Here is a 14,167-nt window from a genome sequence, read left to right as displayed (position 1 = left end):
AATAGGTTATTACTCAATTTTAACTCTGAATATCAATGTTCTAAAAGAGGCTTGGAATAGATGGACAATTTATGGATCATATGAAAATCCGCCTGTCAAAAAGAACGCTTTTATTGACAAAACGACTTTTTATCTTTACGGGAAGTAAGCATTTCTAATACTAAGATTCAGAGTAAACTATAGGATATTTAAGTATAAACCATTAATATTTTAATAATAAAAGATTATGATTACATAAATGCAGGGTATGCCTTGCCTTTATGTAATTATAGTGTTGCATATTTGTAGAGTATATATATTAATTTTAAAAGTCGGGAGATTGTTGTTTAAAAGATAGGAGCCTGAAGGTTAGTTGTCTGGTGGGGGCAGCTTAACAGTAGAGATGAGATTAACCGAGCTGTTTTAGTTAGGTTCATGCGTGGTAGTGACCGTTGAGGGGGATTTCAAGACATAAAAAAAGAGAACCAACATTGTTGATTCTCTTTAGATAGTTGCGGAGGCAAGACTCGAACTTACGACCTTTGGGTTATGAGCCCAACGAGCTACCACTGCTCCACTCCGCGATATAGTTGCTATCATTATCTGATTGCGAGTGCAAAGGTACGAATTATTTCTTATGATCCAAATTGTTTTGCAAAAAGTTTTCAATCCTCTGCTGGAAGCTGGGGATTAAAGGTGTTTTTTGTAACAAAATGACACATCTACCTGGTTGATTGTAAGGTGGATGTGTCGTTTTGTATTTTATAATTCATTTTCTTCAAAATCTTTTGCCTCATATACATGAAGCATCTTCTTCAGGTGTCCGATCTGCTGTTGCATGGACTTGATACGGTTCAGTAGATGATGGATGGCATCGATCCCTTCGAAGTTGATCGCCAGGTCGTAATACATACGTGTATATCTTTCGATATCCTGTAATTGTTCCGCCTGCAAATACTTCTCACCTTCGACAATGCGGATTTCAATTAGTCCGCCTTCTTCCAGTCTGAAAATGAAGGAAGGTTCGATATGGCATATCCGGCAATATTCGTTGACTATAATTAAATCTGTTTGCATAGTACTCGTGTTTTATTAATTAAGACTCTGTATTTCGCGGAACAACTCTTTCTGTTTTTCCGTCAGATTCGTCGGTATCTCAATAGAGTAGGTGACGATCAGATCGCCGAACTGTCCGTCTTTTTTATAGACAGGGAATCCTTTGCCTTTCAATCGTACTTTGCTGTTATTCTGCGTACCGGGAGCTACTTTCAGTTTGACTTTGCTATCCATCGTTTCGATGATCTGTTCTCCTCCTAATATGGCGGTGTACAGGTTCAGAGGAGCCGTTACATACAGATCGTCGCCCACACGTTTGAAGCGACCGTCTTCACCTATACTGAACGTTATATATAAGTCGCCTGCCGGTCCGCCGTTTACACCCGGACCGCCTTGTCCTTTCAGTTTGATAGTTTGTCCGTCGGCTATACCGGCTGGGACGGTGATACGCAGGTTCTTGCCATTGACCGTGATAACCTGTTTGTGCGTTTTGGCAGCATCTGCCAAAGAGACGTGCAGCTCTGCATTATAATCCTGGCCGCGGAATGCATAGTTTCCTCTGCCGCTGCTTCGACCGCCTCCGCCGAACATGGACTCAAAGAAGTCGGAGAAGCCGCTACCGTCGTCCGACGCACTCCACTGAGCGCCTCCTCCGTTGCCGCCAAAGCCTCCGAAACCACCCTGGTACTGTCCGTATTGATTCTGTTGAGCCTCGAATTGATCAGCATGTTTCCAGTTTTCACCGTATTGATCGTATTTCTTTCGTTTTTCCGGATCACTTAAAACTTCATTGGCTTCGTTAATCTCCTGAAATTTCCGATGGGCGTCCGGATCATTCGGATTCAGGTCCGGATGATATTTACGGGCCAGCTTCTTGTATGCCTTTTTGATGTCATCCTGCGAAGCTCCTTTGTTCACCCCTAGAATGTTGTAATAGTCTATATAAGCCATATTATTTATATTGTTAAGTCTTTTATCTGTTGCTATTCATACATCTACATTACAATAAACATGCCGGGGCGGAATTTGATCGTTTAATTTTGGCTAATAAAACTTAGAGAAGATGAAAAATAAAAAAGGCTTCCAGTTTGAACTGAAAGCCTTCTTATATAGTTGCGGAGGCAAGACTCGAACTTACGACCTTTGGGTTATGAGCCCAACGAGCTACCACTGCTCCACTCCGCGATATAGTTTACAATCATTTCGTGATTGCGAGTGCAAAGGTATGGAATTTCTCGTACAAAACAAATTTATTGCAAGTTTTTTTTAATATACTTGGTAAAACCAATCTTTTTTAGGTACTTTGCGCACAGTTTTAATCAAAATGTGCAATACAATGCCGATGACAGTTTCTAAAACACGCGATATGTTGGTGGATGTGGCCAGGCAATTGTTTGCCCGCATGGGGGTTGATAATACGACAATGAACGATATTGCACAGGCTTCCAAGAAAGGCAGACGTACGTTATATACGTATTTCAAGAGTAAAAATGAGATTTATCTGGCTGTGGTGGAATCGGAGCTGGATCAATTATACAAGATGCTGCTTGATGTTGCCGGAAAGGATTTGCCAGCTGATGAGAAGTTGATGACATTCATCTATTCCAGATTGGATGCTATCAAGGCGCTCGTGTTTCGTAATGGTACACTGAAAGCAAACTTTTTCCGTGATATATGGCGGGTAGAGAAGGTTCGTAAGAGCTTCGATATACGCGAAACAGAATTATTGAAGGGAATTTTGGATGCCGGAGTCAAGGAGGGCATTTTCGCAATGCCTGATACGGAAATTACAGCAGTCGTGCTGCATCATGCCTTAAAGGGACTGGAAGTTCCTTATATAAGGGGTATTATGGGAGATAATATCAGCCAGCGGATTAAGCGTAGAGATAATGTAATGAATTTAATATTCAACGGAATAAAGATAAAGTAAAACCAGAGATGTTTATTAATGCAACAGGGTTTTATGTGCCTGAAGAGCGGGTGCACAACCAACATTTTTTGGAATTAAACGGGTTGACAAGTGAGTGGATTGAACAGCGTACGGGTATTAAGACCCGGTCCAAGGCCAAACCGGAAGAGAATATTTGTACAATGGGCATAGAAGCCGTACGTGATGCACTGCCAAAATTGCCATATGACATTACGGAAGTCGATTTGATTATTTCGGCATCCTATTCTCCGTATGATACAGTAGCCACCGCGGCTCATTATACGCAGCGTGAGTTCAATATTACAGAGGCGAAAGCTTTGTATCTGTCTTCTGCCTGCTCTTCCTTTTTAAATGCACTGGAAGTTGTGGAAGGTTATTTTGCTATGGGCAAGGCGACAAAGGCTTTGATCCTTTCGGCAGATAAGAATTCAGCTTATTATAACGAGACAGATCCGAAAGCCGGTCACCTTTGGGGAGATGCGGCAGCGGCGTTCTTTATCTCTAAAGAACGTGTAACGGAAAAAGATCCTCATATCATTGAGATATTTACACAAGGTCTGGGACATTTGAGCAAAGGTCCGGAAGGCGTTCAGTTGCGTCCGCGTGACGGCGGTATCCAGATGCCGGAAGGTCGCGACGTGTTTATCCAGGCTTGTACCTATATGCCTAAGAATGCGTTGTATCTGTTGGAAAAGAACGGATTTGCGCTGGACGACCTGACTTATTTCATCGGTCACCAGGCTAATATGCGTATCATGTCGAATATAGCCAAACAACTGGGGTTGCCGGAAGAAAAGTTCCTGCATAATATCGAAGAGTTAGGTAATACAGGTTCTGTAAGTTCTGCTTTGGTATATGCCCAAAACGATCATTCATTCAAGAAAGGTGATTTGGTTTGCCTGACGGTATTCGGTGGCGGTTATTCTGCCGGTGCTTGTCTGATACAGTGTTAATATAAACAGGAAGGGGCAAAACATTTTTTTTGCCCTTCATAAAAAAGAAATAGTATGAAATTATTAGAAGGAAAAGTAGCTATTGTAACCGGTGCTGCACGCGGTATCGGTAAAGCCATCGCTTTGAAGTTTGCCTCTGAAGGTGCGAATATTGCATTTACAGACCTGGTTATCGATGAAAACGGTGAAGCAACACAGAAAGAAATCGAAGCTTTAGGTGTAAAGGCAAAAGGTTATGCTTCTAACGCTGCCAACTTTGAAGATACTCACAATGTAGTGGCAGAGATCGCGAAAGACTTCGGTCGTATCGATATCCTGGTAAACAATGCCGGTATTACGAAAGACGGTCTGATGATGCGTATGAGCGAAGGCCAGTGGGATGCTGTTCTGAATGTGAACCTGAAATCTGCTTTCAACTTCATCCATGCCTGTACTCCGATCATGATGAAACAACGTGCAGGTAACATTATCAATATGTCTTCTGTTGTCGGTGTTCATGGTAACGCTGGTCAGAGCAACTATTCAGCTTCAAAGGCCGGTATGATCGGTCTGGCTAAATCGGTAGCTCAGGAACTGGGTTCACGCGGTATCCGTGCGAATGCGATCGCTCCGGGTTTCATTATCACGGATATGACTGCTAAACTGCCGGAAGAAGTGAGAGAAGAATGGAACAAGAAGATTCCTTTGCGTCGTGGCGGTACTACCGAAGATGTGGCAAATGTAGCAACATTCCTTGCCTCTGATCTGTCTGCTTATGTATCGGGCCAGGTGATTCAGGTAGACGGCGGCATGAATATGTAATATGGAAGTTATCTACGAAGACAATCATATCATCGCGGTAAATAAAACGTGCCGCGAGATTGTACAAGGAGATAAAACCGGTGATACTCCTCTTTCGGAAATGCTCAAGGCATGGCTGAAAGAGAAGTATTGCAAGCCGGGAAACGTTTATGTAGGTGTGACTCACCGACTGGATCGTCCTGTCAGTGGTGTCGTTCTGTTTGCCAAAACCAGTAAGGCTTTACCCCGTCTGAACGAGATGTTCCGTTTGGGAGAGGTGAAAAAGACCTACTGGGCAATCGTTAAGAATTGTCCTCCGGCAGAAGAAGGCGAACTGGTTCACTGGCTGGTCCGCAACGAAAAACAGAATAAGAGTTATGCTTACGATACTGAACGTCCGGACTCCAAGAAAGCGATCCTGCATTATAAGGTGATTGCCCGTTCGGATAATTATTTCCTGCTGGAAATAGACCTGAAGACAGGACGTCATCACCAGATACGTTGTCAGCTGGCAAAAATGGGATGCCCGATCAAAGGGGATCTTAAATATGGGGCAGACCGTTCGAATAAGGACGGTGGCATCAGCCTGCATTCCCGCAGTGCCGAATTTATCCATCCGGTATCCAAACAAAAGATACAGATCATAGCTTCCGTACCTGACGATAATCTATGGAAAGGCATATCAGAGGGTCTCTAACTGGGCCCTCGATTTGCTTTGTGTTACGATGTATACCCCGGAAAAGACCAGTGCAACGGCGATACCTTTCATTACTCCGAAAGTATCCATTCCCCAAAGTACAGCTATCAGTGACGCTACGATCGGTTGTACATAATTATACATACAGGCTACAGTCGGGCGCAGTAGGTTTTGTCCGATAGGGATAAAGAGGTAGGGCAGGAATGTGCCTCCCAGGACGACATAGGCGATACCCATATATAATTCTGCAGGAAGATGCAGGAAGTCGATACCTGCAATATGGTTATAAGAGAACGGGATCGTACAGATGGATGCATACGTGAACATCCATTTCATCAATGTGATAGGCGAATATTTGCCGATCAATCCCTTGAATAATACAAAGTAGAATGAGAAACTGAACTGTGCCAGCAAGCAGAGCAGGTCTCCCCATATATTACTGCTTTTCCCTCCTCCGGCAGCTGCACTTTGGCTGCTCAGAATAAGTAGTAGCGCTCCTGCTGCTCCTATAAAGATGCCGATTACTTTCTTTCCCGTGACAGGTTCTTTCAGGTAGAATGCTGCAATGATCATTGTGATGATAGGTGTCGTTGTCGTAACGATGGAGGCATTGATCGGCGAAGTCAAGGATACTCCGAATATGAATGAACCCTGGTTCAGAACGATCCCCAGCAACGCTGCAAAGAACAACTTCATTAAGTCCTGGTGGTTGACATGTTCCTTTTTGGTAAAGAGAGAGGCTAGCCAGAATACGGCTGCCGCTCCTATCATGCGGAAAGTGGTAAGCGATAATGCGCTGATCGGACCAGCGGATAATACGGCTTTTGATATGGGAGACATTAGTCCCCAAAGAATATTGGCTCCCAGCATAGCGAGGTGGCCTTTATAAGCTTCTGATTTCATTTTGCCTTTATTAAAACAGGGGCAAAGGTAATAAGTTTGGAGTGAAAGACAATAAATGGCACGCTGATGACACTGATTTAGCTAATCTATGTTATCTGCATGCCATTTACAGACTTTTGCGTCTTTACTTATGCGATTGTAATTTCCGGGTCCAGATAAACATCCTGAATGGTGTGTAGCAGTTCGACGCCATCCTTCATGGAGCGTTGGAATGCTTTACGTCCGCTGATCAGGCCCATACCGCCGGCACGTTTATTGATGACGGCTGTAGTAACGGCATCCTTCAGATCGGAGGCTCCGTGTGATTCACCGCCGGAGTTGATGAGGCCGATGCGTCCCATATAACCGTTTGCAACCTGGTAGCGGCAAAGGTCGATCGGGTGTTCGGTAGCCAGTTCGGTGTACATCTTTTTATCCACTTTGCCGAAGTTGATGGCAGTAAAACCTCCGTTGTTCGTCGGTAGTTTCTGTTTTACGATATCGGCTTTGATGGTAACGCCTAGATGGTTAGCCTGTCCGGTCAGGTCGGCAGCTGCATGATAATCGACACCATCTTTCTTGAAATCATTGTTTCTTAAATAACACCAGAGCACAGTTGCCATACCCAACTCATGGGCATATTCGAATGCATCTGCAATTTCAACTAATTGGTCACGGCTTTCGGCAGAACCGAAATAGATCGTAGCACCAACGGCGGCGGCACCCATATTCCAGGCCTCCTTGACCGTACCGAACATCACCTGATTGTAACTGTTCGGATAAGTCAACAATTCGTTATGATTGAGCTTTACAAGGAACGGTATTTTGTGTGCATATTTGCGTGCCACTACTCCTAAGTTCCCGAATGTGGAAGCCACAGCGTTACAGCCTCCTTCGATAGCCAGCTTTACAATGTTTTCCGGGTCGAAGTAAATAGGGTTGGGGGCAAATGAAGCGCCTGCCGTATGTTCTATATCCTGGTCTACGGGAAGGATAGACAAATAGCCGGTATTGGCAAGACGTCCGCTTCCCAGCATCCTTTGTAAATTATTTAATGTTTGAATATTTCTGTCTGTATTGATCCAGATATCATCTACTGTTGAAGGAGATGGAATATGTATCAGCGATTTGTCAATCGTTTTGCAGGTATGACCAAGTAAATACTCCGCTTTGTCGCCTAACAGGCTTTTAATCTTTGATGTATCCATAATATATGTAAGTTTTATAATCTAACACTTGCCGCCGGAAATAAGTTCCATAGTTTTTATCAATTAACAGATAGAATATATCTATCGGAGATCATTTGCCTTTTAGATTTGTTTGGTTAATTTTGTCGCAGGAAATAACAATGATTATATATACTAATAGTTTTACAACCAATAAAATTTTACAAAGATGAAAAAGAAATGGATCTGCACAGTATGTGGTTATGTTCATGAAGGTGACGAAGCTCCTGAATTTTGCCCGCAATGTAAACAGCCGAAAAGCAAGTTCAAAGAACTGGTAGAAACAGAAGGTGCTTTACAGTTTGTTGACGAACATGTATTAGGAGTAGCTAAAGGTGTTGACCCTGTTATTCTTGAAGGATTGAATGCTCACTTCATGGGTGAATGTACTGAAGTCGGTATGTATTTGGCAATGAGTCGTCAGGCTGATCGCGAAGGTTATCCTGAAGTAGCAGAAGCGTTCAAACGTTATGCTTGGGAAGAAGCAGAACATGCTGCTAAGTTTGCAGAACTGTTGGGTGACGTTGTTTGGGATACAAAGACTAACCTGAAAAAACGTATGGAAGCGGAAGCTGGTGCATGCGAAGACAAAAAACGTATTGCAACATTAGCTAAACAGCAGAATCTGGATGCAATCCATGACACTGTACATGAAATGTGTAAAGACGAAGCTCGCCATGGAAAAGGCTTCGAAGGTTTATATAATCGTTATTTCAAATAATAACGGATAATTCGTTAACACGATAGGAGAGGGGGAGACCGGAAGGTTATTCCCCTTTTTTTATATTAATAGTCTTGTGTTTTTAGCACAGTAGTGCTTTGACTACTAGCACTATAGTGTCACGCCTGTTAGCACAGTAGTGTTACTGATTGAAAAAAAGAGCCTTCGGAGGATAACGGTATGAAATTTTTCATACATTTGTCACTCAAACGACCGGGAAAGCTGCCAGAGTGGTCGAATGGGCCGCACTCGAAATGCGGTGTACGGGTAACTGTACCGGGGGTTCGAATCCCTCGCTTTCCGCTGAAATATAGAAAAACGGGTAGGCATCACTGTATAAATGGATGCCTACCCGTTGTTTGTTCGGTGCTTACCGGTTTGGACGGAGTACCCGATTATTTTTTCAATCCTTCCAACAGCTTATCTACCGCATCGGAAATAGTCTTTTCGCTTTTCAGTAACTGGATAAACTTGCTGCCGATGATGGCTCCTGAAGAATTGGAAGAAGCAGCTTCGAAAGTTGCTTTGTTGGAAATTCCGAAACCTACCAGGCGGGGATTCTGCAGATTCATTGCATTGATACGACGGAAATATGCCTGCTTCTGATCGTCGAAACTCTGTTGTGCTCCGGTGGTGGCTGCACTCGATACCATATAGATAAAGCCGGAGGTATGTTCGTCGATCAGGCGGATACGGTCTGCGGAGGTTTCCGGAGTGATCAGCATGATCAGCTTCAGGTCGTAGCGGTCGGCAGTCTCTTTATAGTCTGACATATAGTCGGCAAACGGGAGGTCGGGGATGATCACGCCGTCTATACCGGTTTCCACACACTTCTTACAGAATGCCTCGAAGCCGAATTGCATGATCGGATTAAGGTAACCCATCAGTACCAGCGGCATTTGAACTTCCTTTCGTATATCCTTCAACTGGTCGAACAGGAGATGTAACGACATGCCGTTATGGAGGGCCTGGGTTGCAGCCTCCTGGATAACCGGACCGTCAGCCATCGGATCGGAAAAGGGGATGCCTACTTCTACCATATGGATGCCTTTGGCTTCCAACTCTTTCAGAATGGTTACCGTATCGTTCAACTGCGGGTAACCGGCTGTAAAATAAACGGACAGGATGCCGTTCTTTTTTGTTTCGAATAAGTTTGTAATACGATTCATAATATGTTGTTATAATTATAGTTCAGTTATTTCTCCAAGTAATCCATTGGCACGTTACCCTATTGGCATATTGGCACATTATTCTTTATTTCTTAATCTTTTCTATAAACGTTCTTATCTTTTCTGTATCCTTCATGCCAGGTTCGATCTCGAACCCGCTGTTCAGGTCGATACCGGCGAGTCGGGGATGTCGGAAATGTATGATGGCGTCCGCACTGTCGAGGTTGATACCACCGCTGAGCAGGAACGGGGTATTTCCTTTATAAGAAGCAAGTACCGACCAGTCGAACTGCTTACCGGAACCACCGTAACTGTTACATTTGGTATCGAACAGGAAATAATCGGCACGTCCTTCATATTCAGTCGTGGAAGCCAGGTCGTCAGCCGAAGCAATAAGGAATGCTTTGATAATGGCATAGCCGCGTTTTTGCAGTGCGTAACAAATATCCGGCGATTCGTTACCATGCAGCTGTAAATAGTCGAGCCGATACAGTCGAGCTATCTCTATCATCTGTTCGGTCGTGGCATTGACGAAGACACCGACTTTTTTGAATTGACAATTGAGAATTGACAATTGAGAATTATTAAGAGGGGAGCTCTTTCTTTCATTTTCAATTTTCAATTTTCCATTGTCAACTGAGCGAGCAGAGCGAGCGTAAAAGATAAAACCCATCCAGTCGATCCCTGTAGCAGCCACCTGTCGGATATTTTCCGGATCTCGCATTCCGCATACCTTGATCAGCATGGCAAACCTCCTATGAAAGCAGAGAGAGTATCACCTGGCTGCCCCGTTTTCATAAATGTTTCACCGATCAGGAAGCCCCGGAAACCGGCTTCACGTAATTGAGAGACAGTCTCTGTCGATGAGATTCCGCTTTCTGATACCAGGAGAGGAGCAAGGTCTTTTTCTTTGACTATCTCTTGCATCTTCTCTGCCAGCCGGAAGGAATTGGCTACGTCGGTGTGGAAGGTTCCGAGGTTGCGGTTGTTCACGCCCAGCATGTCGATATGCGGATTCAGGTATTCCAGCTCAGCTTCGCTATGGATTTCCAGCAAAGTTTCCAATTGCAGGGTGTGCGCCAGTTCTGCCAGTTCCAGGCATTGGTCCGGTGTGAGGCAGGCGGCAATCAGCAGGACGGCATCGGCTCCCATGACACGAGCCTGGTAAAGCTGATATTCGTCGATGATGAAATCTTTCCGCAGCAGTGGGATGTCGACCAGTTTGCGTGCCAGGCACAGGTCACCCAGTGAACCGCCGAAGAACAGAGAATCGGTGAGGATGGAACAGGCAGATGCACCGGCTTCTTTATAAGCGGGGACTATCTCTGCAATGGCGGCATCGGGATGTAACCAACCCTTTGAAGGGCTCTTGCGCTTGAACTCGGAGATGATACCGGATGAGGAAGCAGCCAACGATGCACGCATCGAATAGGTGGTGCGTTCCAGACGTTCGCCACCCAAAGCCAATAAGGTCTGAAGGCGCACCGCCTGCTTTTGGCGGTCCACTTCAATGCGTTTGTTGGCGATGATTTCTTGCAATATATCTTTCATAGTTAATTGTTTAATGAAATGAATTTCTTTAATGTCTCTAACGCCTTACCGCTTTCCAAAGATTCACGAGCTTCAGCGATACAGGTTTCTATCTTCTTTTCCGGGCAGATTACCTGGATGGCAAAAGCGGAATTGGCAATCACGCAATTCTTTTGTGCCGGAGTAGCCGTGTTGTGCATCACACTGTCGAAAATACGGGCTGCGTCTTCTACGGTCTGCCCTCCGTCGAGGTCTGCTTCCGTGCAACGGGGGAAACCCAGCATCTCCGGTGTGTAGAGCTTTTCTTTCTCCGGCATAGCCACCTTAAACTCTGTCGTCAGCGATATTTCATCGAATCCGTCCAGGCTGTGAACGACGGCAAAACGTGTTCCGCTTTCCTGATACGTGTAGCTGTACAGACGGAGTAACGGCAGGTTATATACACCTAATAACTGATAGGCAGGCATCACCGGATTGACCAGCGGGCCGAGCATATTGAAAAAGCTGCGTACTCCCAGGCTTTTACGTACCGGGGCTACTGCCTTCAATGCCGGGTTGAACAACGGAGCATGCAGATAAGCGATATGGCAGGTATCCATGCTTCGGCGTAGTTGGTCGATATCGTTGGTGAACTTCACGCCGTGCTGTTCCATCACGTTGCTCGCTCCGCTGACGGAGGTTGCCCCGTAGTTACCATGTTTTACCACATTGTAACCCGCCCCGGCAACGACAAAACAGGAGGCCGTACTTATATTGAACGTGTTTTTACCGTCGCCGCCTGTCCCTACAATATCGATCGGCTTGTAATCCGACAGATCGACCGGAACCCGCATTTCGAGCAGTGCTTCGCGGAATCCGCTCAATTCCTCTACGGCGATGTTACGCATCAGATAGACGGTGATCAGGCTGGCAATCTGTGAATCGTTATATTGTCCGGCCGCCATATTTTGAAGTATCTGCCGTGCTTCATCCCGTCCTAGATACTGATGTTCGAATAATCTGTATAATATATCTTTCATAACTCTTTTTCTTTTATAAATTTTCTCTAGAGGCTGTTATTTGTTTCACCCTAATGAAACAACTGTTTCTACGTAATGAAACAAGTGTTTCACTATGGAGAAACAGTTTGTTTCGTATGGTGGAAATAGGTGAAACACTTTACTTGCTGATTCCATTACCGCATGTTTAACCAATTTTCTATGATAGCCTTCCCTTTCGGGGTCAGTACGGATTCCGGGTGGAACTGGATACCTCTTACATCATAGGTGCGGTGACGCAAAGCCATGATTTGTTTCTCTTCCATATCTTCGGCAGTTATTTCCAGGCAATCGGGGAAATTCTCGCGTGATACGACCCATGAATGATAACGTCCGGCACGGAATCCGGGTTCCAGTCCCGCAAACAATGGTTCTTTCGCTGTTACTTTTATGTCGGAACAAACACCGTGATGTACGTCCGTCAGATTGATCAGGGTTGCTCCGAATGCTTCGCCGATGGCCTGTTCACCCAGGCAAACGCCCAGGATACTTTTGGTCGGGGCATATCTGCGGATCAGAGGAAGCAGGATACCTGCCTCTTCGGGAATGCCGGGACCGGGTGAAAGGAGTATCTTGTCGAAACGATCCACTTCTTCCAGTGATATTTTATCATTGCGGTGTACTTCAACATCTGCACCAAGTTCCTTCAGTATGTGTAATAAATTGTAGGTGAAGGAATCGTAATTATCGAATAATAATATCTTGCTCATAATGTTTGTTGGTTAGGGCGGTTCGCGAACCGCCCGTACGGGGGATTCTAATTTTTAATTCTCAATTCTTCAGTTTTTCTGCCAGGTCGATTGCCTTTTTTAAAGCGCCCAGCTTGTTGTTTACTTCCTGTAGTTCCCGCTCGTCGTTGCTCTTGGCAACGATGCCGGCACCTGCCTGGTAATATAATACATTGCCGCGGCTGACGAATGTACGGATGGTGATTGCCTGGTTGAGGTCACCGTTCAGGCCGATAAATCCGATGCAACCGCCGTAGGCTCCGCGGTTATGTTTCTCGATGTCCGTGATCAGTTGCATGGCACGCACTTTCGGGGCACCGCTGAGGGTTCCTGCCGGGAAGGTGTCGATATACGTTTTCACCGGATTGCTATCGTTGTTTATTTCACTGCTGACACGGGAAACCAAATGGATCACATGGCTGTAGTATTGCACTTCTTTATAGAAATCGACTTGTACGTTGTGGGCATTCCGGCTCAGGTCGTTGCGTGCAAGGTCTACCAGCATCACATGTTCGGCATTCTCTTTCGGGTCTGCCAGCAAGGCTTCGGTACGCTGTTTGTCGAGGGCTACATTTCCGGTACGGAAAGCGGTTCCGGCGATCGGGTCGATGCTGGCATGGCCGTCCGTTACTTTGCAATGTGTCTCGGGAGAAGAACCGAAGATGCGGAAACCGCCGAAGTCGAAATAAAACAGGTAAGGGGAAGGATTGATACTCCTCAATGCACGGTAGACTTTGAAGTCATCCCCTTTGAACGGCTGTTCGAAGCGACGGCTAAGTACGATTTGGAAGACATCGCCACGCAGGCAGTGTTTGATTCCTTCGCGGACCGATGCTCTGTATTCTTCATCGGTGATGGGAGAAGTCTCCGGTCCGGAAGTCTGGAAGTTATAGGAAGCATAGTTGCGGTTTTCGATCAGTGCTTCTATTTCCTGCAGGTTACTCTGTTCGTTTTCCTGCAGCAGCTCGACCAGGGTCAGTTCATTTTTGAAATGATTGAATACAAGGATATACCTATATAATATGTATAGCATGTCGGGTGCGTCGTTCTCTTCGTGATGAGCTTCCATCACCGGGATATTCTCGAAGTAACGGACTGCGTCGAATGCTGTGTAACCGAATAATCCGCAGACATTTTTGTCTGCTCCTTCAATGCTGTAGTGGCTGAGGAAGGCATTCATCGCATCTGCCACATTGTAATTTTCGGTAAGAGGGGTAACCTCCCGGATTCCGTCGGGGAAAACCGCCGTACTCTCACCGTTGTTGATGCCGATGCTCGCCAGCGGACAGAGAGCAATGAAAGAAAGGCTGTTCTCATTTCCGTGAAAATCGGAACTTTCCAGTAACGCCGATTCCGGGTAGATATCCCGTACTTTTAAGTAAATGCTTACGGGAGTATGCAGGTCACCTAAGACCTGTTTGCTTATCGTTTTGAAATGATAGTGCATAATAATTGAAAATTAAAGATTGAAAATTGAAA

15 protein-coding genes and 3 tRNA genes are annotated in these 14,167 nt (G+C 45.2%); 6 read left to right on the top strand and 12 right to left on the bottom strand.

Annotated elements, in window-relative coordinates:
* Positions 1 to 491: 491 nt before the first annotated feature.
* From P3L47_RS21400 to P3L47_RS21385, 4 genes are all read right to left on the bottom strand, one after another.
* Positions 492 to 563, bottom strand: a tRNA-Met gene (locus tag P3L47_RS21400).
* Between the two features lie 178 nt (positions 564 to 741).
* Positions 742 to 1,056 carry a chaperone modulator CbpM gene (locus P3L47_RS21395; RefSeq protein ID WP_122363468.1) on the bottom strand — a complete coding sequence of 105 codons (315 nt, stop codon included), beginning with the start codon at positions 1,054 to 1,056 and terminating at the stop codon, positions 742 to 744.
* Positions 1,057 to 1,071: 15 nt separating this feature from the next.
* Complete coding sequence (locus P3L47_RS21390; RefSeq protein WP_277782063.1) at positions 1,072 to 1,986, bottom strand: J domain-containing protein; 915 nt, start codon at positions 1,984 to 1,986, stop codon at positions 1,072 to 1,074.
* 162 nt (positions 1,987 to 2,148) lie between these two features.
* Positions 2,149 to 2,220, bottom strand: a tRNA-Met gene (locus P3L47_RS21385).
* Between the two features lie 157 nt (positions 2,221 to 2,377).
* On the opposite strand from P3L47_RS21385, the gene P3L47_RS21380 reads away from it, so the two are divergent.
* Genes P3L47_RS21380 through P3L47_RS21365 form a run of 4 tightly spaced genes read left to right on the top strand, consistent with a single transcriptional unit; the run spans position 2,378 to position 5,395 of the window.
* The gene (locus tag P3L47_RS21380) at positions 2,378 to 2,965 is read left to right on the top strand and encodes a TetR/AcrR family transcriptional regulator (protein WP_305036997.1); all 588 of its coding nucleotides are present in this window, start codon (positions 2,378 to 2,380) and stop codon (positions 2,963 to 2,965) included.
* A gap of 8 nt (positions 2,966 to 2,973) precedes the next feature.
* The gene (locus P3L47_RS21375) at positions 2,974 to 3,918 is read left to right on the top strand and encodes a 3-oxoacyl-ACP synthase III family protein (protein WP_277782062.1); all 945 of its coding nucleotides are present in this window, start codon (positions 2,974 to 2,976) and stop codon (positions 3,916 to 3,918) included.
* Between the two features lie 54 nt (positions 3,919 to 3,972).
* Positions 3,973 to 4,719, top strand: a complete 747-nt coding sequence (gene fabG, locus P3L47_RS21370; protein WP_122353044.1) for a 3-oxoacyl-[acyl-carrier-protein] reductase — start codon at positions 3,973 to 3,975, stop codon at positions 4,717 to 4,719.
* Between the two features lies 1 nt (position 4,720).
* The gene (locus P3L47_RS21365) at positions 4,721 to 5,395 is read left to right on the top strand and encodes an RluA family pseudouridine synthase (RefSeq protein ID WP_277782061.1); all 675 of its coding nucleotides are present in this window, start codon (positions 4,721 to 4,723) and stop codon (positions 5,393 to 5,395) included.
* Here P3L47_RS21365 and P3L47_RS21360 read toward each other — a convergent pair.
* Together P3L47_RS21360 and P3L47_RS21355 are read right to left on the bottom strand one after the other, a co-directional pair.
* The gene (locus P3L47_RS21360; RefSeq protein ID WP_277782060.1) at positions 5,381 to 6,298 is read right to left on the bottom strand and encodes a DMT family transporter; all 918 of its coding nucleotides are present in this window, start codon (positions 6,296 to 6,298) and stop codon (positions 5,381 to 5,383) included. The genes P3L47_RS21365 and P3L47_RS21360 overlap by 15 nt on opposite strands.
* 128 nt (positions 6,299 to 6,426) lie before the next feature.
* Positions 6,427 to 7,485: a class I fructose-bisphosphate aldolase gene (locus P3L47_RS21355; RefSeq protein ID WP_277782059.1), complete on the bottom strand. Its 1,059-nt coding sequence runs from the start codon at positions 7,483 to 7,485 to the stop codon at positions 6,427 to 6,429.
* A gap of 187 nt (positions 7,486 to 7,672) precedes the next feature.
* Between P3L47_RS21355 and P3L47_RS21350 the strand changes: the two genes are divergently transcribed.
* Both P3L47_RS21350 and P3L47_RS21345 read left to right on the top strand, forming a co-directional pair.
* Positions 7,673 to 8,224, top strand: a complete 552-nt coding sequence (locus P3L47_RS21350) for an NADH peroxidase (RefSeq protein WP_005856013.1) — start codon at positions 7,673 to 7,675, stop codon at positions 8,222 to 8,224.
* 216 nt (positions 8,225 to 8,440) lie between these two features.
* Positions 8,441 to 8,527: transfer RNA gene (locus tag P3L47_RS21345), tRNA-Ser, on the top strand.
* Between the two features lie 92 nt (positions 8,528 to 8,619).
* Here P3L47_RS21345 and trpA read toward each other — a convergent pair.
* From trpA to P3L47_RS21315, 6 genes are all read right to left on the bottom strand, one after another.
* Positions 8,620 to 9,393 (bottom strand): tryptophan synthase subunit alpha, encoded by a 774-nt coding sequence (trpA, locus tag P3L47_RS21340; RefSeq protein ID WP_122363455.1) that lies wholly within the window; start codon positions 9,391 to 9,393, stop codon positions 8,620 to 8,622.
* Positions 9,394 to 9,478: 85 nt separating this feature from the next.
* Entirely contained in the window at positions 9,479 to 10,138 is a 660-nt protein-coding gene (locus P3L47_RS21335; protein ID WP_277782058.1) for a phosphoribosylanthranilate isomerase, read from the bottom strand.
* A complete protein-coding gene (trpC, locus tag P3L47_RS21330) occupies positions 10,132 to 10,944 on the bottom strand; it encodes an indole-3-glycerol phosphate synthase TrpC (RefSeq protein ID WP_277782057.1) in 813 nt (270 codons plus the stop codon). Before trpC ends, P3L47_RS21335 begins: the two co-directional genes overlap by 7 nt.
* A gap of 2 nt (positions 10,945 to 10,946) precedes the next feature.
* Positions 10,947 to 11,942: an anthranilate phosphoribosyltransferase gene (gene trpD, locus P3L47_RS21325; protein ID WP_277782056.1), complete on the bottom strand. Its 996-nt coding sequence runs from the start codon at positions 11,940 to 11,942 to the stop codon at positions 10,947 to 10,949.
* A gap of 155 nt (positions 11,943 to 12,097) precedes the next feature.
* Positions 12,098 to 12,670, bottom strand: coding sequence for an anthranilate synthase component II (locus tag P3L47_RS21320; RefSeq protein WP_277782055.1), 573 nt, complete (start codon positions 12,668 to 12,670; stop codon positions 12,098 to 12,100).
* 61 nt (positions 12,671 to 12,731) lie between these two features.
* Complete coding sequence (locus P3L47_RS21315) at positions 12,732 to 14,135, bottom strand: anthranilate synthase component I family protein (protein WP_277782054.1); 1,404 nt, start codon at positions 14,133 to 14,135, stop codon at positions 12,732 to 12,734.
* Positions 14,136 to 14,167 lie beyond the last annotated feature (32 nt).

This window comes from Parabacteroides chongii, assembly GCF_029581355.1.
GTDB lineage: Bacteria > Bacteroidota > Bacteroidia > Bacteroidales > Tannerellaceae > Parabacteroides > Parabacteroides chongii.
Note: the sequence above shows the minus strand (reverse complement) of the source record. Positions and strands in the feature narration are given on the sequence as shown.

Coding starts and splice junctions, on each gene's coding strand:
- P3L47_RS21395 (WP_122363468.1), bottom strand. CDS start 1,056: ATGCAAACAGATTTAATTATAGTCAACGAATATTGCCGGATATGCCAT.
- P3L47_RS21390 (WP_277782063.1), bottom strand. CDS start 1,986: ATGGCTTATATAGACTATTACAACATTCTAGGGGTGAACAAAGGAGCT.
- P3L47_RS21380 (WP_305036997.1), top strand. CDS start 2,378: ATGACAGTTTCTAAAACACGCGATATGTTGGTGGATGTGGCCAGGCAA.
- P3L47_RS21375 (WP_277782062.1), top strand. CDS start 2,974: ATGTTTATTAATGCAACAGGGTTTTATGTGCCTGAAGAGCGGGTGCAC.
- fabG (WP_122353044.1), top strand. CDS start 3,973: ATGAAATTATTAGAAGGAAAAGTAGCTATTGTAACCGGTGCTGCACGC.
- P3L47_RS21365 (WP_277782061.1), top strand. CDS start 4,721: ATGGAAGTTATCTACGAAGACAATCATATCATCGCGGTAAATAAAACG.
- P3L47_RS21360 (WP_277782060.1), bottom strand. CDS start 6,298: ATGAAATCAGAAGCTTATAAAGGCCACCTCGCTATGCTGGGAGCCAAT.
- P3L47_RS21355 (WP_277782059.1), bottom strand. CDS start 7,485: ATGGATACATCAAAGATTAAAAGCCTGTTAGGCGACAAAGCGGAGTAT.
- P3L47_RS21350 (WP_005856013.1), top strand. CDS start 7,673: ATGAAAAAGAAATGGATCTGCACAGTATGTGGTTATGTTCATGAAGGT.
- trpA (WP_122363455.1), bottom strand. CDS start 9,393: ATGAATCGTATTACAAACTTATTCGAAACAAAAAAGAACGGCATCCTG.
- P3L47_RS21335 (WP_277782058.1), bottom strand. CDS start 10,138: ATGCTGATCAAGGTATGCGGAATGCGAGATCCGGAAAATATCCGACAG.
- trpC (WP_277782057.1), bottom strand. CDS start 10,944: ATGAAAGATATATTGCAAGAAATCATCGCCAACAAACGCATTGAAGTG.
- trpD (WP_277782056.1), bottom strand. CDS start 11,942: ATGAAAGATATATTATACAGATTATTCGAACATCAGTATCTAGGACGG.
- P3L47_RS21320 (WP_277782055.1), bottom strand. CDS start 12,670: ATGAGCAAGATATTATTATTCGATAATTACGATTCCTTCACCTACAAT.
- P3L47_RS21315 (WP_277782054.1), bottom strand. CDS start 14,135: ATGCACTATCATTTCAAAACGATAAGCAAACAGGTCTTAGGTGACCTG.